We start from the raw sequence: 19,524 nt of genomic DNA, 5'->3' as shown, positions 1-19,524 counted from the left end.
GCCCAAGCGTGGGCCCGGTTTTGCGGCAGCGACACGCAACGGAAAAACTAGCACGCCGCGAGTGCCCTTTCCTGCTTGACCCGCTCCTTGAGCGCGCCGGAAATATCAGGGTAGCGCTTGCCGATCTCGCTGAAAGTGGCACAGGCCACGTCGCGCTGCTTCAGCCCGACCAGTGAAACGCCGAGCTTCAGCAGCATGTCGGGCGCCTTCTTGGCCTTGGGATAGTCCTTGCTGGCAGCGAGGAAAATCTCGGCCGCATCGCGGTATTTCTGCTGGCCGAGCAGCGATTCACCAAGCCAGTAATGCGCATCCGCCGCTTTGGCGTCCCGGGGAAAACGGGCGATGTGATCGCGGAAACCCTGTTCGGCGGTGCTGTAGTCGCCCGACAGGATGAACTGGTAAGAGTTGCGGTAAAGCTCCTCCGGGTCGTTGGTCGATGGGAGTGCCGCGACCACCGTGTCGTCGGATTTACCGGCCTTGTTGCCGGCCGCGCTGGCGCCGTTGGCTGGGGCCGTATTCTGCGACGGCGCGTTCGCCTGCGCATTGCCATCGGCTTCGACGACATTGCCGTTTTTGTCGACGGTGATGGTGCCGAACGTCTTAGGCGGCGCGCCGGGGATCAGCTTGCCGGGATCGCCGTTGGGCGATTCGATGATGACGTCTTCGACGCTTTTGCCGCCGTCTGCTGCCTTGCCCGCGTCGGCCGGAGCCTGCGTTGCCGGGACCTCCGCCACGTTACCGTCGCTGCTGGGCGCGGCCTCGGACTTCTTCTGTCCGGCCGGCTGCTGCGCGCCTTGCGGACCGCCTTCCAACTGCTGGAAACGGAATTCGTTGTCTTCCTGCTGCTTGCGGATCTGCTCCTGCATCTGCAGAACCTGGAAATTGAGTTCCTCGATCTTGCCGTTCATCTGCCGGAGCTGTTCCTCCAGCGCCGGAGTGCCGGTGCCATCCTGTTGTGCGAATTGAACCTGATCCGGCTTTTTCCTTTCGCCGAAAATGGCGGGCAGTTTGATCGTCGGCAGATGGAAGGAAAAACCGCTTTCCGATGACTGCTCGGTGGCGTTTGCCCCGATACCGTCAGCAAGTGCCGCGATACTTGATACGAGCAGCAGCGCAAGCGTGCCGCTCAAGACCGATCTGAAATGCATGTGCCTCTCGCCGTGAAACCATTGTTGCGCGCCTCTCACTCGAAGTAGACCAGCCAACTGGGGACTGGCCAGACGCTCTCGGCTCTTAACAGGACGTGAGACTTCGGCCAAATTTTGTTTGGAGCGAGCAGATACGAAAAAGGCGGCCCTGCGGCCGCCTTTCGCACTAAGTGTTGCATTTTTGCCGATCAGGAGCCGGCGCCGCTCAGGGTGGTCACGGCGCGGCGGTTCTGCGACCAGCAGGAGATGTCGTCGCAAACCGCGACCGGACGCTCCTTGCCGTAGGAAATGGTCTTCAGGCGCTGCGCCGAAACACCCTTGGCGACCAGGAAGTCGCGGGTGGCGGCAGCACGGCGGGCGCCGAGCGCCAGATTGTATTCGCGCGTGCCGCGCTCGTCGGCATGGCCTTCGATGACGATGGCATACTGCTTGTACTGGTTCAGCCACTGCGCCTGGCGCGACAGCGTCGTCTGCGCATCGGCGCGGATCGAGGAAGAATCGGTATCGAAGAAGATGCGGTCGCCGATATTGACGGTAAAGTCCTGGGCCGACCCGGGCGTTGCCGCGCCGGCGCCGTTGAGGCCGAGATCGGCGGCGCTGTTCGGCGTCTTCTTCGAGGCGCAACCGGTGATCGCGAGCATCGCGACGAGCGCGATCATGACCGGGTTTGTGGTAAGTGCTGCGATACGGCCCATGCCGCCTCTCCTTCGCAATTCGAGTGATTTCATTGATCGTCCAGTAACCACGTTTGGGTTAACCGACGCTCAAGAAACACGGTTAAAATTTGGTTTCGGCTGCCGTCCGCAACCGTTCTGCCGAGGGCTACTCAAGGGCGACAATGAGCGCGGACCGTAGGCGGAAATGCGGCCAAAACATGAAAAGAGGGAATTGAGGAGTTGAGGAATTGAGGAATTGAGGAAGAGATCACCTCAGCTTCTCTCTGAGATTGACCAGCATTCCATAGACGCGGGCATAGGATTGCAACCAATCGTCGCGTTGCGCCTGTGTGATGTACTCGAGGTCGAACGCATACGAAATCCAGGTCTCCACTTCACTGCACGATCCTATGGCCATCGAAGTGAACCGTGCGAATTCGGGCTTGGAGTGGGTCTGTTTGGCAAAGCCTTCGGCCAAATTGGCGCAGATCGCCTTGCTGGAACGACGTAGTTGATCGGCGAGCGCGTATTGCTCCATTTTCGGAAAGGCAAGCGTGGCTCTGTGTACCCCAAGGGAAACCGCATAGGCACGCTTATAGACTTCTAAATCCCTCGCGTGCTCGATGTGACCTCTGCCTTCTCCATTCTTCAGTTCTTCAACTCTTCAGTTCTTCAACTCGTCAGTTCGTCAGTTCTTCAATTCCTCAATTCCTCTTCCCGCCTATTCCAGCAGCGGCGACCAGGCCGGATCCGAGGCGAAGTTCGCCGTCGGGATCGGCTGTTCGTTGCGGCCGGTGAGATCGACCGAAACAAGTTTTGGTCCGCCATTGGAATCACGGAAGAACATCAGCACCCGGCCGTTGGGTGCCCAGGTCGGCCCTTCCTGCTGAAAGCCGGTAGACAGGATGCGCTCACCCGAACCGTCGGTGCGCATGACGCCGATCTGGAATTCGCCGCCGGTCTGCTTGGTGAAGGCGATGAGATCGCCGCGCGGCGACCATACCGGCGTCGAATAGACGCCGTCGCCGAACGAGATGCGGGTCTGGCCCGAGCCGTCGGCGCCCATCACATAGATCTGCGCGCGGCCGCCGCGATCCGAGGTGAACACCACCTTGCTGCCGTCAGGCGAGTAGGACGGTGAGGTGTCGATGGCGGTCGAGTTGGTAAGCCTGGTCGTCGAGCGGCTTCTCAGGTCCATGGCGAAGATGTTGGAATTGCCGTCATCGCGCAGCAGGCTCATGATCACCTTCTGGCCGTCGGGCGAAAAGCGCGGCGCAAACGTCATGCCGGGGAAATTGCCGACCAGCTCGCGCTGCCCCGTCTCGATCTGCAGCAGGTACACCCGCGGCTGACCGCTTTCATAGGACATGTAGGTGATTTCCTGCCGGTTCGGCGAGAAGCGCGGCGTCAGCACGATCGATTTGCCGTTCGAGAGATAGCGGACGTTGGCCCCGTCCTGGTCCATGATGGCAAGCCGCTTCTTGCGCGCATTCTTGGCACCGGACTCGTCGATGAAGACAACGCGCGTGTCGAAATAGCCCTTCTCGCCGGTCAGCCGCTCGTAGATCGCATCGGCGATGATATGGGCGACGCGCCTGGTATTGGCGTCGTTGGCGAAGAACTGCTCGCCCGACATCTGCTGGCCGGCAAACGTGTCCCACAACCGGTACTGGGCGCGAATGCGGCCGTCAGCCTCCTTGCCGACACTGCCGGTGACCAGCGCCTGCGCATTGATCACCTTCCAGTCTTCGAAGCGCGGCGTGGCATCCGGGCTCGAGATCTTTTCAATGAAAGCGCTTTTGTCGATCGGCGCGAACAGGCCGGAGCGTTTCAGGTCGGCACTGACGATGCCGGAAATCTCGGCGCCGAGCGCATCGCCGCCCTGGAAGTCCGTGATGGCGATCGGCAACGGCTCGACATTGCCCTTATTGACGTTGAGCTCAACGAGCGCCCGCGCCGGCAGGGTGACGGCAACGGTCATACCCAGCGCCATCGCTGCGATCGTCAGGAGCGGCTTGAGGATGGATTTCATGTCTTCTCGCTTCTTTCGCTGATTCTGTGAGCGCCGGGCCTAAAGGCCGAGCATCTCCCTAGGGTCAAAAGTGACCCGAACGTCGGACCAGATGTCTTGCTTGCCCGCCGGAACCTGCAGGCCGGCCATGTCGCATTTCTGAACCGCGCGCACTGCACTTTCGTCAAACGGGCGGTTTCCGCTCGATTTTTCGACAGTAGGCCGGCCATCCAGCTTGCCGGAGGCGTCCAGGTTGAACTGGATCACAGCCACGAAATTCTCCGAACCCTCGAGCCCTACCGGCAGGGTCCAGCAATTACTAAGCTGGGCCTCCAATGCCCCCTGCTCCGATTTCGAAAGCTTCTGGCCCTGATCCTTGTCGCCGCCGAGCGATGCTTGCTGGGTCGAGCGCTTGGCGCCGCCGCCGGACGGCTTCCGCTTGTCGAGCAGAGCCGAAATCTCGTCGGCGTTGAACTGCTTGTCTTCAGATTTGGGCCTGGACGAGGCTTCCTTGACCGGCTTGTCGGCATCCTTGCGCTCGGGCGCCTTGGCGCTTTCGGCCTGGGCCGGCTGCGGCTTCGGCCGAGCCTCGGGTGCTGGCGCCGAGTCCGGAAGCTGCGCCTCCTCGGTCGGCGGTTGCTTGGCAATCGCCTCGGCGACGGCATCCGGCTTGACCTCGGGCTGCGGATCGATCGCGGCGGTCTTGTCCTGCGGTGGCGTGGGCGTCGGCTCCGTGGCCGGCGTCGGCTTGGGCTCGGTCTGCTTGACCGGCTCGGGCTTGACCTCTTCCTTCGGCTGCGGCACCGGCGCGACCTCCGTAGCGGGAATAGGCTTCGGCTCTTCCTTCGGCTTCGGCACGTCCTCGCGTTTGGGCTTTTCGACCGGCGTCGGCGCGGGTGGCGGAGCCGCCGTCATGTCGACTGGCTGGGGCTTGGGCTCAGGTGTCGGCGGCTTGTCGGTATCGACGCTGTTATCGCCGACTTTCTGAGCATCGGGAACGATGTCGGGACGCTGTGTCGGCAGCGGCGCCGGCTTGTCATGCATCACAGACTTCTTGTCGCCTTGCAGGACCTGTGCCGTCGCTTCCATCGGCACGATCTCGACCGACACCGATTCCGCATCGGACGCAGGCATCGCGGGCGGCGAGGACAAGGTGAACAGCCCGAAGGCAATCGCCACCGTATGCAAGATCACCGATGTGGTGAGGCCGGTCCTCATCTTGCGTCTACTGATCCTGTTCCTGCAGTGAAACCAGGCCGATATTCTTGTAGCCGGCAGCCGAGATGCGGGCCATCACCTTCATGGCCGTGCCGTAATCCGTCGCCTTGTCACCCCTGATGAAAATGCGCTCGTCATAGCCCGTCTTCGAGATCGCCTGCAGCTTCGCCACCAGCTCCTCGACAGGGATCTCGGTTTCCTGGAGGTAAATCTGACCGGCCGGGTTGATGGACACGGTTATAGGCTGCGTATCGGCGTTCATCGCCTTGGCCTGCGTATCCGGCAGGTCGATCGGCACGCCGACCGTCAGCAAGGGTGCTGCGACCATGAAGATGATCAGCAGCACCAGCATCACGTCGACCATCGGCGTGACGTTGATCTCCGATATCAAGGCGTGATGGCGGCCGCGCCGCCTGTGGCCGCGCCCGCCGCGTCCTCCGCCACCTGCGCTTACGGACATTCCCATGATCGTTCCTCAGGCCTTCTGCGCGACTTTTTCATCGATTTGGCGCGAGAGTATGGCGGAGAACTCATCCGCAAACCCTTCCATGCGCACCGCGATCTTGCTCGCGTCCGACGACAGCTTGTTGTAGGCGATGACGGCCGGGATGGCGGCGAGCAGGCCGATGGCTGTCGCCAGCAGCGCTTCGGCGATGCCGGGCGCGACCACCGACAGGCTGGTGTTCTTCGAGGCGGCGATCGCCTGGAACGAGGTCATGATGCCGATCACGGTGCCGAACAGGCCGATGAAGGGCGCCGCCGAGCCGGTGGTGGCGAGAAACCCGAGCCGCCCTTCCAGCTTTTCCATTTCGCGGGTCAACGCCAGATCCATCGCCTTGTCGATGCGGGTCTGCAGGCCGAGCGGCGATTTCGCGCCCTTCTCGAAGCTTTTCTTCCATTCGCGCATGGCGGCGACGAAGATCGCGCTCATGCCGGTCGTCTTGCGGTCGGCGAGCGTGCGGTAAAGCTCTTCCAGCGATTGTCCCGACCAGAACACCTGCTCGAAGCGGTTGAGCGCCAGCCGCATGCGGGCATAGGCGACGAGCTTGTCGACGATGATCGCCCAGGTCCAGATCGAGGCGCAGAGCAAGCCGATCATGACCAGCTTGACCACCCAACCGGCCTGCATGAACAAGGCCCAAATCGATAAATGCGCGCCCGGGTCGGCGAGAGCGATGTTTTCCATGTTACGTCCTTAAAGATTTTCCGGGCGTGGCTGGCGGCTGGCCCATGGGCATCCCTTGTGGTCCGTTCGCGTTAAGCTTGCGGAATAACCCCAAATGCACCGTTGGCGGCCTTTTCGGGGCAAATATTGGTGAAAGGAAGGCGCTTGGATTCTCCCAATCTTAACCAATCCCTTCATGGACCGTTATGGTTAAGGATGGGTTATGACGTACAGCGCGGCGCATTGCCGCGCCCCGACGAGCCGCCCGGCGATCCTCGCCTCGATCAGGAGTTCCGGATCGTCCGCCTCTGAGACCTTATTTGCGCGTTCTGGGCATGAAGGCTGCGATCCAGTCCTTGGGAAAGCGCCGCGGCCGCCCGTTCTCGCCGACAATCGCCGCTTCGACACGCGCCTCGACCAGCACTTGGCTGCCGCGCTTCAACTGTTGCGCCATGACGATGCGGGCGCCGGAAATCTCGTCGGTGCGCGTATCGATGGTCAGGATGTCGTCCATGCGGGCCGAACCGCGGAAGTCGATCTCCATGCGCCGCACCACCCAGACTATTCTCTCGCCATGCCTGCCGTCGGCAAGCTCGGTGTGGTGGACGCCGGCCAGCCGCAGATAGTCGGAACGGCCGCGCTCGAAGAATTCGAGATAGCGCGCGTGGTAGACGACGCCGGAAAAATCGGTGTCTGCATAATAGACCCGCGCCATCAATCGATGGCCGAATTCCGTCAGCGCTCCGGAAAGCCCGGCGGACAACGCCGATTCACCATGATCGTCCATTGCGCTGTCCTTTTGGTCCCGACGAGCATCTGTTTTGACACCACCTGTTTTGCGCATAGACCGGCGATGATCAAGACCTGGAGGGCTGGGCCGGGGAACTGCCAGCAGCAAAGCCATAAGTAGCGGAACTTAGGGCTCTTCCTGGAACAGGCTGATCTGCTGCTGCGCCAGGTCCTTCGGCGCGTCGAGGCCGAGATGCCGCCAGGCATTGGCCGCCAGCACGCGGCCGCGCGGGGTACGCATGATGAAGCCTTGCTGGATCAGAAAGGGTTCGATGATGTCCTCGATGGCATCGCGTGGCTCGGAAAGCCCGGCAGCGATGGTCTCGATGCCGACCGGCCCGCCGCCGAAATTCCGGGCGATCATCGACAGATAACGGCGGTCGAGCGCGTCGAGGCCGAGCCCGTCGACCTGCAGCCGCGTCAGCGCCTCGTCGGCGACTTTGCGGTCGACATGACCGTCGCCGGCAACGCTGGCGAAGTCGCGCACCCGGCGCAACAGCCGCCCGGCGATGCGCGGCGTGCCGCGCGCCCGCCGGGCGATCTCCAAGGCACCGTCGTCGCCGAGCGGCATGGCAAGGATGCGGGCGCCGCGCCGCACGATCTGCTCGAGTTCCTCGACCGAGTAAAAATTGAGCCGGACCGGAATGCCGAAACGGTCGCGCAGCGGGTTGGTCAACAGGCCGAGCCGGGTGGTGGCGGCGACTAGCGTGAAGCGAGCCAGGTCGATCTTGACCGAGCGCGCCGCCGGCCCCTCGCCGATGATCAGGTCGAGCTGGAAATCCTCCATCGCCGGATAGAGGATTTCCTCGACCGCCGGGTTGAGCCGGTGGATCTCGTCGATGAACAGCACGTCGCGGTCTTCGAGATTGGTGAGCAACGCCGCCAGATCGCCGGCCTTGGCGATGACCGGACCCGAGGTCGAGCGGAAATTGACGCCGAGCTCGCGCGCCATGATCTGCGCCAGCGTCGTCTTGCCGAGGCCGGGCGGGCCGACGAACAGCACATGGTCGAGCGCTTCGCTGCGGCCCTTGGCGGCCTCGATGAAGACTTTGAGATTGGCCCGCACCGCAGCCTGGCCGACGAAGTCGCCGAGCGTCTGCGGCCGCAAGGTCTGCTCGGCGTCCTCGCCGCGTCTGTCGGGAGCAATTAGGCGTGGCGAAAGGCTCATGCGAGCAGTTCCATACCGGGAATGGCCTTGGCAGCGCGCTGATCGAAGGTGACCGTGTGCGAGCAACCTAATTTTCGATTGTGTTCCGCAATCAACGCGTCGGCAAAGTCGACCTGCACTGAATTCGATCGCTCGAGCGCGATGACGATGGCATCGAAGTCTTCGAACTCCAGCGTCTTGATCTTGAGCAGCCTCTGGATTGCGGCCAATACTTGTTCCTTTGGCTGCCTGTAGCGCGAAGCCAACGACCAGCTGAATTCGACCAGCACCATCAAACTCACGAAGCCGGGCATTTTCACACTAAGGCCGCTGCCGAACGCAAGCGCCTTTGCCCGCTGCTCCGGATCATCATTGAGCACATGCGAAGCAGAACGTTGGTATCGATGCCGATCGACGTCAAGCGGGACCCTCTTGTCCGTCATTTGATCTATCCCCGACAACATGCCGGCCGACTGCATCCCGCACAGCGGCGTCGATTTCCTCCAGCGTAGCGGGACCGCCAGGCGGATCTCCCAAGAATCCGGCGAGGTCGGCAAATCCGAGGTTGCGCGGCGTTCCGATCAGGTAACCATCCATGACCGTCCAGGCGATCGTATCGCCCGTCTTGAGCGACAAGGCGTCGCGGACGTCCTTTGGAATCGTGAGCTGTCCCTTGGAGGTCAGACTGGCATATGCGCCCATATTCTTACTCCTGGAGAAAATTCTTACCGATCACATAGTAGTTGGAATTTCACTTTCCAGCAACGTCTCACCGTGCGAGCTCCTTCAGCCCGAAGCGGATCAGCTTCGATGCGTCCGCCTCCTCACCTGCCGCCTTCAGCGCCGCTGCGACTGCATTGGCGGCGGTGTCGCGCGAATAGCCGAGATTGACCAGCGCCGAGACGGCGTCGGTGATCGGCGCCGAGGCAACGCCCTCACCGAGCTCCTGCTTCAGGCCGATGGTGCCGGAGGCAGTGCCTGCATAGGCCGGCGCCTTGTTCTTCAACTCGGTGACGATGCGCTCGGCGACCTTCTTGCCGACGCCGGGCGCACGGCTGACCATGGCGATATCGCGCAGCGCAATCGCATTGGCGAGATCGGCCGGCGCCAGCGTCGACAGGATGGCCAGTGCCACTTTAGCGCCGACGCCTTGCACATTGTTCATCAACAGCCGGAACCACTCGCGCTCCAGCACCGACTGGAACCCATAGAGCCGCAGCATGTCCTCGCGCACATAGGTCTCGATGAACAGCACCACCGCCTCGCCCGGCTGCGGCAATGCCGCCAGCGTACGCGCCGAGCAATAGGCGACGTAGCCGACGCCATGCACGTCGACGATGCAGAAATCCTCGTCGATCTCGTCCAGCGTGCCTTTTAGCTTGCCGATCATTTGAGCGTGCCGATCATGCCGGGTGGGTTTCCGGAGAGATGATGTCGAGGTCCGGGAAGTAGCTGCGATAGCGCGCAGCATCGCGCGTCAGCAGGCGATGCCCGGCGACAACTGCATGGGCGCCGATAAAGAAATCCGGCAAGGTTCGTTCGCGAATGCCGCCGGCGCGGCGATAGCGCGAGTGCATGACACCGGCAAGGAAGGCTGCTTCCCACGGCACGAATTCACGCTCGATCTTGAGCATGTCGGCTGCCTGGCGAAGGGCCTGCTCCGTTGCAATCAGCGGCGCGAGCTCGGACCAGACGATTGTGTTGATGACAAGCGCGCCGTCGCGCCGGCATGCGGTAATTGCCGACGCAGACCACATTCTCTCCCGTCCGGCAGGACCCCAAACGTCGACCAAGACATTTGTGTCAATCAATGTCGAGGTCTTCACGCGGGCCCCTCAGCCATTTCATATATTCGTCCGTCGTCATGCCCCCCAAATCCAGCGTACCGGCCATACGGCCGAGCATCTGGCTGAATCTGCGCGAGGCTTCCTCCTCCGACATGTTTTCGTTGACCGCCATAACACGAGCGCCGTCCTCGGTGGGAACGAACTCCACCTCCGAACCTGGGCCGATACCCAGATGATCCCGGATCTCCTTCGGGATGGTCACTTGCCCCTTGGTGGTAACGCGCATGGTAATACCTCGTCGGTATTACTTATTGCCGGCCTGAGAACAAGTCAAGAACAAACTTATCCGACCAGCGCCGCCAGCCTGTAGGCGATGCTCTGCCGGTGGTGTGCGTGACAGATGGCGATGGCCAGCGCATCGGCGGCGTCGTCGCTGTCGAAAGTCGCCTTCGGCATCAGCACCTTGACCATCATGTGGATCTGCTTCTTGTCGCCATGGCCGACTCCGATCACCGCCTTCTTGACGGCGTTTGGCGCGTATTCGGCAACGACAAGGCCGGCACGCGCCGGCACCAGCATGGCGATGCCGCGTGCCTGGCCGAGTTTGAGCGTCGCTGCGGCGTCCTTGTTGACGAAAGTTTGCTCGACCGCCGCCTCGTGCGGCATCGCGGCATGCAGGACCTCGGCGAGCCCATCATGCAATTGGCAAAGACGCATCGCCAGGGCGGCCTTGTCGTCGGACCGCACCGTGCCGGAAGCGACGAAGCGCAGCGAATTACCGAGGCTTTCGACGATGCCCCAACCGGTGCGCCTCAGCCCCGGATCGATGCCGATGATGCGAATCGCTTCCCCCATCCGCCAACTTTACCCCTGGTAGACAGCGATGCCAGCGAAATGTGAACAAACCAGAAACGAGGGGTGGCTACGTCGCGCAGGCTGTTTGAGATTCGCTCTGACGAGGCAGATGGCGTGATTTTCGAGAACCGAGGCGGCCTTAGGTGTCCGTCGGAGTAGAATTATCAAACGGTCCCTCAGCCGCGGGCGAAAGCCGTGTTGAGCAGCGTGATCTGGTCGGACACCGGATTGAGGCGACGGCTCGACGGCGGCACCTCGGTGAGGCCGCCATAGATCTCCTCGTCCATGCGGCGCACCAGCGCCTGCAGGCGCAGCGAGCGGTTGACGAGGTCGGTGAAATCGTTCGGCAATTCGGCCCAGCCGGGCGCCTCCTCATGCGCCGAGGCGGTGTCGAGACGCACCTTGGATTTTTCTGAGGCCACCTGATCGCGGGTCATCTCGCCGGAATTCGCCGCCCGTTGCAAAAGCAGCCACGAGGCGACCTGCATCAGCCTGGTGGTCAGCCGCATCGATTCGGCCGCATAAAGCGTCGCCGCCGGCCTCGACAGCTTCTTGGCCTCGGCGCGGCCCTTGCCGTCGAGATACTCGGCCGCCTGCTCGACCAGGCCCATGCCTTCCTGATAGAGCGGCTTGAAGGATTGGGAGAAAACCCGGCGCTCCGCCAGCTTGATGGTTTTCGCGCCAGCCTTCGAAGGCTCGTTCATTGCCACGCCCCTGCACTTGCCTCACAGCCGGCCGATTCGGCTCTTGGTCTGCCACATCCGGCAGCCTAAACGACTGAAGCTTGAAAATGCGCTTCGCTGCCAGCGAAGGCAAGCACATGTTTAACAAACGGTTAACGGCCGCATTTAGCCGCTAGACGCCCATGCCGGCGCACAAAAAAAGAGCCGCGGATAAGGCGGCTCTCAGGAGTTTAACAGGGAGGCGTCAAACAAAGTGGCTCCAACCACTCGGTAAGAATCCAGATCACTGGATGGACATAGTAAACGCCTGTAAAGCTTAACGAAGCCTTAACGCAGCGCATATTTTTCGATCAAGGGCCCGGCATCTGTGCCGTAACAGCACAGCTGACCGGCCAGGGCGGCGTTCACACCACTGGCTGGAAGCGGGGGCGACCCGCTTGCGCCATGGTTCTTCCAGATCGTGACCGACATACCGAAACAAAGCGGCACTGCCCGCGACATCGTTCCGAAACAGGCGACGCGCTAAACGCCGCGCTCCTCCCAACGAGGCGGAGCAAACCTTGCGCTCCGGCAATCATGAAAATCTCTCAAGGAGCGAACAATGGATTGGTACTCGGTCGTTAAATTTCTGCACATCGTCTCGGCGATCCTCTGGGTCGGCGGCGGCTTCACGCTGATGCTGCTTGCGGTACGCGCCGACCGTGCCGGAAACGTCGAAGGCATGCTGCAGGCGATGCGCGCCACCGGCGAGCTCGGCAACCGGTTCTTCGCGCCGATGTCGATGCTGACATTGCTCTTCGGCCTCATCATGTGCGGCTTCTGGGTCGGCTTTTCCGATCTGTGGGTGCTGATCGGCCTTGCCGGTTATGCGACGACCTTCTGCATCGGCATGTTCGTCTTCAAGCCGACTGCCGACCGCATGGCAGGCATGATCGCCAAGGATGGCGTGACGCCGGCAGTGCTTGCCCAGGGCCAGCGCGTCCTCAATGCCGCGCGCTTCGACTATTCGGTGATGCTGGTGATCATCGCAGACATGGTGCTGAAGCCGACGCTGCACGACATCACCATTCTGGGCTGCATGGCGTTCGTGCTAGCAACCGGCGTTGCCCTGGCGCTTGGCAGGACGCGGCCGCTGCTGCCGAGTGCCGCCTGAGGTTTAAGGAATCCGACGGCGGCCGACTGGGGCCGCCGTCTTACAGGAGGCCGGCGATGCCGTCCCACAGAAGCTTAACCGCGACGACCGCCACGGTCGCATAGGTGAAGGGATAGAACAACTCCGGCCGCATCCGCCGCACCAGCCAGGCGCCGGCGATTGTCGACAGCGGCGCCAGCGGCATCAGCACCGCCGACGCGGTCAAATTGGTGGTGTCGAACTGGCCGAGCGCGAAATAGGGGATGAGCTTCAGCGCATTGGTGACGGCGAAGAAGATCGCCGCGGTGCCCGACAGCACCTTCGGATCGAGCCTGATCGGCAGCGCATAGACCTGAAAAGGCGGGCCGCCGACATGGGCGACGAAGCTGGTGAACCCGGCAACGGTACCCCAGAGGCCGGCGGCGACGCGGTTGGGCTCCGCCGCGTGGCCGGCACCGTGGCGGAGTTGCAAATAGAGCCAGCGCAGCACGAAGATCAGGGCAACCGCGCCGACGATCAGCCTTACCATCTCTTCGGTGACCAAGGCCGCCGTCAGCCAGCCAAGGGCAATGCCGATCACGGCGCCCGGCATCATGTCGGCCAGCATCTTGCGGTCGAAGATGCCCCACCATGTCCACACCGAGACAATGTCCATCAGGCACAGAATTGGCAGAAGGATAGCGGCAGCCTGAACCGGCGGCATCGTCAGCGCCATCAATGGCACGCCGACAAAGCCGACGGCGCCGCCGAAGCCGCCTTTCGACAGGCCGACGAGGATGACGGCCGGAATGGCCGCGGCATAGAACCAGGGATCGACGAGCAGGCCTGACATGAGGGAAAGGAGGCTGGAGGGAAGTGATCTCTGGAATAGACCAGAAATGGCCAGACCGCGACCGCAAATATGTGGGCCACGCCACCGAAACCCGTCACATGTTTGGCATGTCGAGCGGCGGCGGGCGTCTCCGGATCGGCTGCGCCTTGATGATCGCGGTGCTGGTTTCGGCCTTGTCGGCGATGCGGTCGAGAATCCCATCGAGCTCGCCGATCGAGCGGACGAACAGCCGCGCAACGAAGCAGTCATCGCCCGTCACCTTGTCGCATTCGCCGAATTCGGGGATTTCCTCGATCAGCTTCTGGACGATGTGCAGCTTGCCCGGCAATGGCCGGACGCGAACGATCGCCTGCAAGGCGTAGCCGAGCGCCTGCGGATCGATGTCGATGGTGAACGCGCGGATGACGCCGCGATCCTCTAGCCGTCGAAGCCGCTCCGAAACGCTTGGCGACGACAACCCGACCTGCAGCGCCAGTTCCTTCAGCGAGGTCCGTGAATCTTTGACCAGGATATCGAGGAGCTTTCTATCGAGCTCGTCCAGCATTTTACAATTCCAGGAAAAGAGCGATGTTTACCTAATTTAATGAGGCTCGTCCTGCATATCACCGGCTACAAGTCATGGAAAGACCCGATCCGCTGTGGGATTATAAAATCTCAACAAAGGTTCGGGAGCATCCATGGACAACACGGTACGCGGCACGATCGAAATGACGGCGGCGATGGCGATCCTCGGCACGATCGGCTGGTTCGTCGTCCTTTCCGGCCAGCCCATCATGGACGTGGTGTTCTGGCGCTGTGCTTTCGGGGCGGTAACGCTGCTGATTATCTGCGCGGCGCTGGGACTGCTGCGCGGCAGGCTGTCGCTTCGCATTGTAGCCATCGCGGCTCTCGGCGGTGCTGCCATCGTTATCAACTGGCTGCTGCTGTTCAGCGCGTTTTCGCGTGCCTCGATCTCGATCGCCACGGCTGTCTACAACACGCAGCCCTTCATGCTGGTGGGTTTTGGCGCGCTCTTCTTCTCTGAACGGCTGACGATGACCAAGCTGACCTGGCTCGGCATTGCCTTCGCCGGCATGCTGCTGATCGTGCAGGCCGCGCCCGATGCAGGCGATCATGGTACGGATTACTTTGCCGGCATTGCGATGGCGCTGGCCGCGGCTTTCTTCTGGGCCGTTGCGGCTATCGTCACCAAGAAACTCAAAGGCACGCCGCCGCACCTGATCGCCTTGATCCAGGTCTGTGTCGGCGTCGTCATGCTGGCACCCTTCGCCAATCTCACCCACCTTCCCGCCGACGCGCGGAGCTGGGGCATGCTGGCGACGCTCGGCATCGTCCATACCGGCCTGATGTACATCCTCATGTACGGCGCCATCCAGAAGCTGCCGACGCATCTGCAGGGATCGCTGTCCTTCATCTATCCCGTCGTCGCCATCCTCGTCGACGTGGTCGCTTTCGGTCATCGTCTGCAGCCGGCGCAGATCGTCGGCGCCGCCGCCATCCTGGTCGCCGCCGCCGGCATGAACCTCGGCTGGTCGCTGTGGAAATCGAAAGTGCCAGCCTAGAGCCCGCAAGCGACCCCCTGCCGCCTGTTCAACTCCCGCACTTTGCTCTATGCCGCAATGCAACCATCTTCGCCCGGCATAGGCGATAACCGGGACCGAACACCAATGAATGACGCAACGCCGCCCAACCGCTGCCGTATCGTGCTGATCGCGCCGCCAAACGTGCCGGCCGAGCGCATCGCCGCGGCCTTCGACGGCGGTGACGTCGCCTCGCTTATCCTGCCGGAAAACGGTATGGACGAGGCCGCCTTCCAGGCCTTTGCCGAGCAGATCGTGCCGGTGGCGCAAGCGGCCGGCATTGCCGTCATCATTGCCGGCGACACCCGCATCGCCGGCCGCGTCCAGGCCGACGGCATTCATGTCGAGGTCGGCAAGGACGAGCTCGCCGAAACGATCGAACATTTCCAGGCCAGGATGATGGTCGGCACCGGCGGCGCCAAGACCCGCGATGATGCGCTGGAACTCGGCGAGCTCAGGCCTGATTACATCTTCTTCGGCCGCTTCGGTTACGACAACAAGCCGGAGCCGCACCCGCGCAACCTGTCGCTGGGGCAATGGTGGGCGGACGTGATCCAGATCCCTTGCATCGTCATGGCCGGATCCGATCTTGCCTCGGTGGAAGCGGTCGCCGCCACCGGTGCCGAATTCGTTGCGCTGTCCAGCGCCGTCTTCGCCGACGGCGCCGATCCGAAGACGGCGGTTGCCGCCGCCAACGCGCTGCTCGACGAAACCGCGCCGCGCTTCGAGGACTGACGTGCTCTCGCGGAAAATCCTTTTCAGCGCCTTTCTTGCAACGGCCGTGACGCAGGCGATAGCGGCGGAACCCGTTCCGCTACCGCAGCCCAGGCCGGATTCCAGCGAACCTGCCGATAAGCCGATCGCCGCACAATTGCCGCAGCCCGCCACGACCGCCCCGTTGCCGTCGGCCGATACCATCAACCCCGACCGCTTCGGCGCAAAGCCGTCCGACGCCGCCTACGGCGCCTTTCAGCGCGGGCTCTACAAGACGGCCTACAATCTTGCGCTGTCCCGTGCTCAAAACGGCGATCCGGCGGCACAGACGCTGGTGGCCGAGATACTGTCGCGCGGCCTCGGCGTGCCGGTCGACGCGGCTGGGGCGGCGAAGTGGTATGCGCTTGCCGCCGAGCAGGGCGTGCCGGAATCGCAATTCCAGTATGCGCTGATGCTGCTCGACGGCCGCTACGTCAAAAAGGACGAAAAGGAAGCCTATGCGCTGATGCAGGCCGCCGCCGAGGCCGGCAACCGCCTGGCGCAGTTCAATTTTGCGCAGCTGATGGTCGAGCAGGAGCCCGGCGATGCCGGTATTGCCAAAGCCGTATCCTATTACGAGCGCGCTGCCGCGACCGGGCTTGCCGACGCACAATATGCGATGGCACAGGTCTACGCCAACGGCGCCGGCGGCAAGCCGCGCGACGATGTCCGCGCCCGCGGCCTGCTGGCACAGGCCGCGCGGCAGAACTATGACACCGCACAGATCGATCTCGCCACCTGGATGATCGAGGGGCGCGGCGGCGCACGCGACCTGAAATCCGGCTTCAACTGGATGAAGCAGGCCGCAGAAGGCGGCAATGTCGCTGCCCAGAACCGTCTCGCCAAGCTCTACATGAACGGCATCGGCACCGATCCGGATCTGATCCTAGCCGGCGCCTGGTATGTTGTCGCCCGCCGCGCCGGGCTCATCGACCAAGAAATGGACGATTTCCTGCAGGGCCTGACCGACGAGCAGACACAGCAGGCGCTGCAACGGGCCAACCGCCTGCCCTGATCGCGATCTCGCGACTCATCGCACCCGGGCTCGTCAGGCGGGCTCACTGCGTATGATCGAGCACGACCTTGCCGAAGGGCGAGCCGTGTTCAAGGTACCGAAAGGCTTCGGCGGCCTGGCTCCACGGCACAACCCGGTCGATCACCGGTCTCAACCGGTTGACGACAATGGCGCGGTTCATCGCCTCGAAGGATTCGCGTGAGCCCACCGGTATGCCTCGCGCCCGGACCTGCCGGCGGAAGATGTCGAGCGGGTTGATGGCGCCGTCACTGCCGCCGAGATAGCCGATGACGTTGATCTGGGCGCCGCGCGCCGCTGCCCTCAGGGATTGTGCAAAACTCTGCGGTCCGCCAACCTCGATGATATGGTCGGCGCCGCGGCCATCGGTCAATCCCAGCACGGCCGATGCCCAATCGGGGATGCTGCGATAGTTCACGCCATCCTGCGCGCCAAGTTGCTTTGCCCGCGCAAGCTTCTCGTCGCTGCTCGACGTCACGATGACGCGCGCCCCGGCAGCGGCCGCGAACTGCACCGCAAACAGCGAAACGCCGCCGGTGCCGAGGCAAAGCACGGTGTCGCCGGGTTTGACGCTGCCCTCCGTAAACAGCGCGTGCCATGCCGTCACGCCGGCGCATGGCAGCGTCGCTGCTTCGAGGTCGCTCAGATTGGCCGGCGCCAGCACCGCCGCCTGTTCGTCGAGCCGGGCAAATTCGCTGAGCAGCCCGTCGATTGGGCCGCCGCGTTGGTAGGAGGGCTCAGCCATCGCGAAACTGCCACCGACCCAGCGTTGCCAGAAGGTGCCGCAGACCCGGTCGCCGATCTTGAACCGGCTGACCTCGGCGCCGATGGCAACGACTTCGCCGACGCCGTCCGACAGCGGCACCAGCGGCAATGCAAACTTCGTGTGATAGCTGCCGCGGACGATCTCGGCATCGCGGTAGTTCAGCGCCGTGGCCTTGACTTTCACAATCATCTCCTGACGCCCTGGTCCAGGCATCGGCCGCTCGACCATTTTGAGGTTCTCGAAGCCGCCCGGGCTCCGCAATTCGATCGCTTTCATCGTCGTCCCTTTCCCGCTGGGTCCTGCCGGAGGAAAATCGCTTGCAACCCATCGGATTTCAAATTCATAATGTTCAGAATAATTATGCTTCTATGACATGTTCTGGTGTATCGTGCTTGAAGAATTGAAAACACTGGCCCTCTTTGCCGAGGAGGGTTCGATTCAGAAGGTGGCTCGACGCCTGCCATTGACGCAGCCGGCCGTCACCCGCCAGATCCAGCGGCTGGAGGAAATGCTCGGCACGGAATTGCTCGACCGCCGGCTGAAACCGTCGCGACTGACCCCGGCCGGCGTAGAAGTGCTGGCACGCGGCAAGGACATTCTCGCCGCGGTCGACGCGCTGAGATCATTCGCCAAGGGCGACGAACCGGAGGGCCTGCTGCGGCTCGGCCTCGCGCATGGACTTTGCGACAAAGCTGTGGCCGCCGCTATCGCTGATGCCGTGGCGCGGTTTCCGAAGGTCTCGCTGCGGCTGAAGAGCGGCTGGAGTCTTGAGCTGGCCGACCAGCACAAGCGCGGACAGCTCGACCTCGCCTTCATCCTGGACGGCAGCAATTCCAAAGCCGGCGACGGTGTTGTCGGAACCGAGCCCCTCGGCATCATCGCTGCCGAAAACACCGGCCGGCAAGCTGGCGTCAAGACCATGCCCTGGGTCCTCAGCCCTGAACCTTGCGACGCGCGCCGGCGGCTGGCGGCTGCCCTTGCCGAGGGCGGCCACAGGTTGATCGTCGGCGCCGAGATTCAGGACAGCGTGCTGCAGATCGACTGGGTTCGTCGAGGCCAAGGCCTTGGCCTGCTGCCCAGGCGGCTGCTGCGGGAAAAGCTGCCGCAGGGTATTGCCCTGGTCGACGCTCCCGGCCTCGAGCTGTCGCTGCGAATTGTCGTCCTACGTTCGCCGCACCTGCATCTTTTGAGAAAGGTTGCCGACGCGGTGACCGAGGCGGTCACCGCAACCGTCGGGACGGACTGAGGCTGCCGCGCCGCGTTGCCGGGCCAGCTTCGTTCCCGCTTCACCTGAAAGGCGCTCCTTGCCTCTGCTGGCGATTTGTGGTCTTGGAGGCGCCAAATTGCCCTTTGCGGCGATCATCTCATTTCCGGATCACCTCACCATGGCCAAGATCAATGGCAACGAAATCCGTCCCGGCAATGTCATCGAGCATGATGGCGGCCTTTGGGTGGCGGTCAGGACCAACACCGTCAAGCCCGGCAAGGGCGGCGCCTACAACCAGGTCGAGCTCAAGAACCTGATCAACGGCACCAAGCTCAACGAGCGCTTCCGTTCGGCCGAAACGGTCGAGCAGATCCGGCTCGATCTAAAGGATTTTTCTTTCCTCTACGAACAGGGCGACGCGCTGGTGTTCATGGACACCGAAAGCTATGAGCAGCTCGAACTGCAAAAGGAGTTCGTCGGCGATCGCGCCGCCTTCCTGCAGGACGGCATGATGGTCACGGTCCAGCTCTATGACGAAAGGCCGATCGGCATTTCGCTGCCCGACTATGTCACGTTGACCATCACCGAGGCCGACCCGGTGGTGAAGGGCCAGACGGCAGCCTCGTCCTACAAGCCGGCGATACTCGAAAACGGCATCCGCGTGCTGGTGCCGCCGTTCATCGGCTCGGGCGAGCGCATCATCGTCGATACCAACGAAATCACTTACGTGCGCCGCGCCGACTAAAGCGCGGGCAGCAGGAA

At 62.7% G+C, this 19,524-nt stretch carries 25 protein-coding genes; 6 read left to right on the top strand and 19 right to left on the bottom strand.

The annotated features are described in order from the left end of the window. Nucleotides 1-47: 47 nt before the first annotated feature. The 16 genes from ybgF to rcdA form a co-directional block, all read right to left on the bottom strand. Nucleotides 48-1,148: a tol-pal system protein YbgF gene (gene ybgF / locus NKJ84_RS00745; RefSeq protein WP_352504954.1), complete on the bottom strand. Its 1,101-nt coding sequence runs from the start codon at nt 1,146-1,148 to the stop codon at nt 48-50. A gap of 188 nt (nt 1,149-1,336) precedes the next feature. Then, on the bottom strand, nt 1,337-1,843 hold the full coding sequence (gene pal / locus NKJ84_RS00740; protein ID WP_352504953.1) for a peptidoglycan-associated lipoprotein Pal: 507 nt from the start codon (nt 1,841-1,843) through the stop codon (nt 1,337-1,339). 229 nt (nt 1,844-2,072) lie between these two features. Next, nucleotides 2,073-2,429: a four helix bundle protein gene (locus NKJ84_RS00735; protein WP_352505151.1), complete on the bottom strand. Its 357-nt coding sequence runs from the start codon at nt 2,427-2,429 to the stop codon at nt 2,073-2,075. A 96-nt stretch (nt 2,430-2,525) separates the two neighbouring features. After that, nucleotides 2,526-3,797 (bottom strand): Tol-Pal system beta propeller repeat protein TolB, encoded by a 1,272-nt coding sequence (gene tolB / locus NKJ84_RS00730; protein ID WP_502896067.1) that lies wholly within the window; start codon nt 3,795-3,797, stop codon nt 2,526-2,528. A 78-nt stretch (nt 3,798-3,875) separates the two neighbouring features. After that, complete coding sequence (gene tolA / locus NKJ84_RS00725) at nt 3,876-5,033, bottom strand: cell envelope integrity protein TolA (protein WP_352504952.1); 1,158 nt, start codon at nt 5,031-5,033, stop codon at nt 3,876-3,878. 7 nt (nt 5,034-5,040) lie between these two features. Continuing rightward, nucleotides 5,041-5,499 (bottom strand): protein TolR, encoded by a 459-nt coding sequence (gene tolR / locus NKJ84_RS00720; protein ID WP_352504951.1) that lies wholly within the window; start codon nt 5,497-5,499, stop codon nt 5,041-5,043. Nucleotides 5,500-5,508: 9 nt separating this feature from the next. Continuing rightward, nucleotides 5,509-6,219 carry a protein TolQ gene (gene tolQ / locus NKJ84_RS00715; RefSeq protein ID WP_352489260.1) on the bottom strand — a complete coding sequence of 237 codons (711 nt, stop codon included), beginning with the start codon at nt 6,217-6,219 and terminating at the stop codon, nt 5,509-5,511. A 295-nt stretch (nt 6,220-6,514) separates the two neighbouring features. Next, complete coding sequence (gene ybgC, locus NKJ84_RS00710) at nt 6,515-6,985, bottom strand: tol-pal system-associated acyl-CoA thioesterase (RefSeq protein WP_352504950.1); 471 nt, start codon at nt 6,983-6,985, stop codon at nt 6,515-6,517. A gap of 129 nt (nt 6,986-7,114) precedes the next feature. Then, nucleotides 7,115-8,155, bottom strand: coding sequence for a Holliday junction branch migration DNA helicase RuvB (gene ruvB, locus NKJ84_RS00705; protein ID WP_352504949.1), 1,041 nt, complete (start codon nt 8,153-8,155; stop codon nt 7,115-7,117). Beyond that, nucleotides 8,152-8,577: a type II toxin-antitoxin system VapC family toxin gene (locus tag NKJ84_RS00700; protein WP_352504948.1), complete on the bottom strand. Its 426-nt coding sequence runs from the start codon at nt 8,575-8,577 to the stop codon at nt 8,152-8,154. Before NKJ84_RS00700 ends, ruvB begins: the two co-directional genes overlap by 4 nt. Beyond that, nucleotides 8,552-8,836: an AbrB/MazE/SpoVT family DNA-binding domain-containing protein gene (locus NKJ84_RS00695; RefSeq protein ID WP_352476100.1), complete on the bottom strand. Its 285-nt coding sequence runs from the start codon at nt 8,834-8,836 to the stop codon at nt 8,552-8,554. The genes NKJ84_RS00700 and NKJ84_RS00695 overlap by 26 nt, the downstream gene beginning before the upstream one ends. 67 nt (nt 8,837-8,903) lie before the next feature. Then, entirely contained in the window at nt 8,904-9,524 is a 621-nt protein-coding gene (gene ruvA / locus NKJ84_RS00690) for a Holliday junction branch migration protein RuvA (protein ID WP_352504947.1), read from the bottom strand. Nucleotides 9,525-9,537: 13 nt separating this feature from the next. Then, nucleotides 9,538-9,960, bottom strand: a complete 423-nt coding sequence (locus NKJ84_RS00685; protein WP_352504946.1) for a type II toxin-antitoxin system VapC family toxin — start codon at nt 9,958-9,960, stop codon at nt 9,538-9,540. Continuing rightward, the gene (locus NKJ84_RS00680; RefSeq protein WP_352504945.1) at nt 9,938-10,207 is read right to left on the bottom strand and encodes an AbrB/MazE/SpoVT family DNA-binding domain-containing protein; all 270 of its coding nucleotides are present in this window, start codon (nt 10,205-10,207) and stop codon (nt 9,938-9,940) included. Before NKJ84_RS00680 ends, NKJ84_RS00685 begins: the two co-directional genes overlap by 23 nt. A 56-nt stretch (nt 10,208-10,263) precedes the next feature. Continuing rightward, nucleotides 10,264-10,776, bottom strand: coding sequence for a crossover junction endodeoxyribonuclease RuvC (gene ruvC / locus NKJ84_RS00675; protein ID WP_254816459.1), 513 nt, complete (start codon nt 10,774-10,776; stop codon nt 10,264-10,266). Nucleotides 10,777-10,952: 176 nt separating this feature from the next. Further along, the gene (gene rcdA / locus NKJ84_RS00670; RefSeq protein ID WP_352504944.1) at nt 10,953-11,480 is read right to left on the bottom strand and encodes a protease adaptor protein RcdA; all 528 of its coding nucleotides are present in this window, start codon (nt 11,478-11,480) and stop codon (nt 10,953-10,955) included. Between the two features lie 580 nt (nt 11,481-12,060). On the opposite strand from rcdA, the gene NKJ84_RS00665 reads away from it, so the two are divergent. Further along, on the top strand, nt 12,061-12,612 hold the full coding sequence (locus tag NKJ84_RS00665) for a DUF2269 family protein (protein WP_352476095.1): 552 nt from the start codon (nt 12,061-12,063) through the stop codon (nt 12,610-12,612). 40 nt (nt 12,613-12,652) lie between these two features. Here the strand turns inward: NKJ84_RS00665 and NKJ84_RS00660 are convergent, their stop codons facing one another. After that, nucleotides 12,653-13,423, bottom strand: a complete 771-nt coding sequence (locus NKJ84_RS00660; protein ID WP_352504943.1) for a sulfite exporter TauE/SafE family protein — start codon at nt 13,421-13,423, stop codon at nt 12,653-12,655. 94 nt (nt 13,424-13,517) lie between these two features. Beyond that, nucleotides 13,518-13,967: an Lrp/AsnC family transcriptional regulator gene (locus tag NKJ84_RS00655; protein WP_352504942.1), complete on the bottom strand. Its 450-nt coding sequence runs from the start codon at nt 13,965-13,967 to the stop codon at nt 13,518-13,520. 133 nt (nt 13,968-14,100) lie between these two features. Between NKJ84_RS00655 and NKJ84_RS00650 the strand changes: the two genes are divergently transcribed. From NKJ84_RS00650 to NKJ84_RS00640, 3 genes are all read left to right on the top strand, one after another. Further along, nucleotides 14,101-14,985 carry a DMT family transporter gene (locus NKJ84_RS00650; RefSeq protein ID WP_352504941.1) on the top strand — a complete coding sequence of 295 codons (885 nt, stop codon included), beginning with the start codon at nt 14,101-14,103 and terminating at the stop codon, nt 14,983-14,985. Between the two features lie 105 nt (nt 14,986-15,090). Beyond that, nucleotides 15,091-15,738: a thiamine phosphate synthase gene (locus NKJ84_RS00645; RefSeq protein ID WP_352504940.1), complete on the top strand. Its 648-nt coding sequence runs from the start codon at nt 15,091-15,093 to the stop codon at nt 15,736-15,738. A 1-nt stretch (nt 15,739) separates the two neighbouring features. Next, the gene (locus NKJ84_RS00640; protein ID WP_023678013.1) at nt 15,740-16,771 is read left to right on the top strand and encodes a tetratricopeptide repeat protein; all 1,032 of its coding nucleotides are present in this window, start codon (nt 15,740-15,742) and stop codon (nt 16,769-16,771) included. Nucleotides 16,772-16,814: 43 nt separating this feature from the next. On the opposite strand, the gene NKJ84_RS00635 is transcribed toward NKJ84_RS00640, so the two are convergent. Further along, complete coding sequence (locus NKJ84_RS00635) at nt 16,815-17,831, bottom strand: zinc-dependent alcohol dehydrogenase family protein (protein WP_352504939.1); 1,017 nt, start codon at nt 17,829-17,831, stop codon at nt 16,815-16,817. A gap of 112 nt (nt 17,832-17,943) precedes the next feature. On the opposite strand from NKJ84_RS00635, the gene NKJ84_RS00630 reads away from it, so the two are divergent. After that, a complete protein-coding gene (locus tag NKJ84_RS00630; RefSeq protein ID WP_352504938.1) occupies nt 17,944-18,801 on the top strand; it encodes a LysR family transcriptional regulator in 858 nt (285 codons plus the stop codon). 139 nt (nt 18,802-18,940) lie between these two features. Next, a complete protein-coding gene (efp, locus tag NKJ84_RS00625) occupies nt 18,941-19,507 on the top strand; it encodes an elongation factor P (protein WP_254816449.1) in 567 nt (188 codons plus the stop codon). Nucleotides 19,508-19,524: the final 17 nt, after the last annotated feature.

Origin of the sequence: Mesorhizobium sp. M0048, from assembly GCF_040323405.1 — a bacterium.
Classification (GTDB): Bacteria; Pseudomonadota; Alphaproteobacteria; order Rhizobiales; family Rhizobiaceae; genus Mesorhizobium.
This window is presented reverse-complemented; position numbering and strand designations above follow the sequence as displayed.

Coding starts and splice junctions, on each gene's coding strand:
- pal (WP_352504953.1), bottom strand. CDS start 1,843: ATGGGCCGTATCGCAGCACTTACCACAAACCCGGTCATGATCGCGCTC.
- ruvC (WP_254816459.1), bottom strand. CDS start 10,776: ATGGGGGAAGCGATTCGCATCATCGGCATCGATCCGGGGCTGAGGCGC.
- NKJ84_RS00635 (WP_352504939.1), bottom strand. CDS start 17,831: ATGAAAGCGATCGAATTGCGGAGCCCGGGCGGCTTCGAGAACCTCAAA.
- tolB (WP_502896067.1), bottom strand. CDS start 3,797: ATGGCGCTGGGTATGACCGTTGCCGTCACCCTGCCGGCGCGGGCGCTC.
- tolQ (WP_352489260.1), bottom strand. CDS start 6,219: ATGGAAAACATCGCTCTCGCCGACCCGGGCGCGCATTTATCGATTTGG.
- ruvB (WP_352504949.1), bottom strand. CDS start 8,155: ATGAGCCTTTCGCCACGCCTAATTGCTCCCGACAGACGCGGCGAGGAC.
- NKJ84_RS00650 (WP_352504941.1), top strand. CDS start 14,101: ATGGACAACACGGTACGCGGCACGATCGAAATGACGGCGGCGATGGCG.
- NKJ84_RS00695 (WP_352476100.1), bottom strand. CDS start 8,836: ATGGGCGCATATGCCAGTCTGACCTCCAAGGGACAGCTCACGATTCCA.
- NKJ84_RS00700 (WP_352504948.1), bottom strand. CDS start 8,577: ATGACGGACAAGAGGGTCCCGCTTGACGTCGATCGGCATCGATACCAA.
- NKJ84_RS00680 (WP_352504945.1), bottom strand. CDS start 10,207: ATGCGCGTTACCACCAAGGGGCAAGTGACCATCCCGAAGGAGATCCGG.
- efp (WP_254816449.1), top strand. CDS start 18,941: ATGGCCAAGATCAATGGCAACGAAATCCGTCCCGGCAATGTCATCGAG.
- ybgC (WP_352504950.1), bottom strand. CDS start 6,985: ATGGACGATCATGGTGAATCGGCGTTGTCCGCCGGGCTTTCCGGAGCG.
- NKJ84_RS00655 (WP_352504942.1), bottom strand. CDS start 13,967: ATGCTGGACGAGCTCGATAGAAAGCTCCTCGATATCCTGGTCAAAGAT.
- NKJ84_RS00660 (WP_352504943.1), bottom strand. CDS start 13,423: ATGTCAGGCCTGCTCGTCGATCCCTGGTTCTATGCCGCGGCCATTCCG.
- NKJ84_RS00665 (WP_352476095.1), top strand. CDS start 12,061: ATGGATTGGTACTCGGTCGTTAAATTTCTGCACATCGTCTCGGCGATC.
- ybgF (WP_352504954.1), bottom strand. CDS start 1,148: ATGCATTTCAGATCGGTCTTGAGCGGCACGCTTGCGCTGCTGCTCGTA.
- tolR (WP_352504951.1), bottom strand. CDS start 5,499: ATGGGAATGTCCGTAAGCGCAGGTGGCGGAGGACGCGGCGGGCGCGGC.
- ruvA (WP_352504947.1), bottom strand. CDS start 9,524: ATGATCGGCAAGCTAAAAGGCACGCTGGACGAGATCGACGAGGATTTC.
- tolA (WP_352504952.1), bottom strand. CDS start 5,033: ATGAGGACCGGCCTCACCACATCGGTGATCTTGCATACGGTGGCGATT.
- NKJ84_RS00645 (WP_352504940.1), top strand. CDS start 15,091: ATGAATGACGCAACGCCGCCCAACCGCTGCCGTATCGTGCTGATCGCG.
- rcdA (WP_352504944.1), bottom strand. CDS start 11,480: ATGAACGAGCCTTCGAAGGCTGGCGCGAAAACCATCAAGCTGGCGGAG.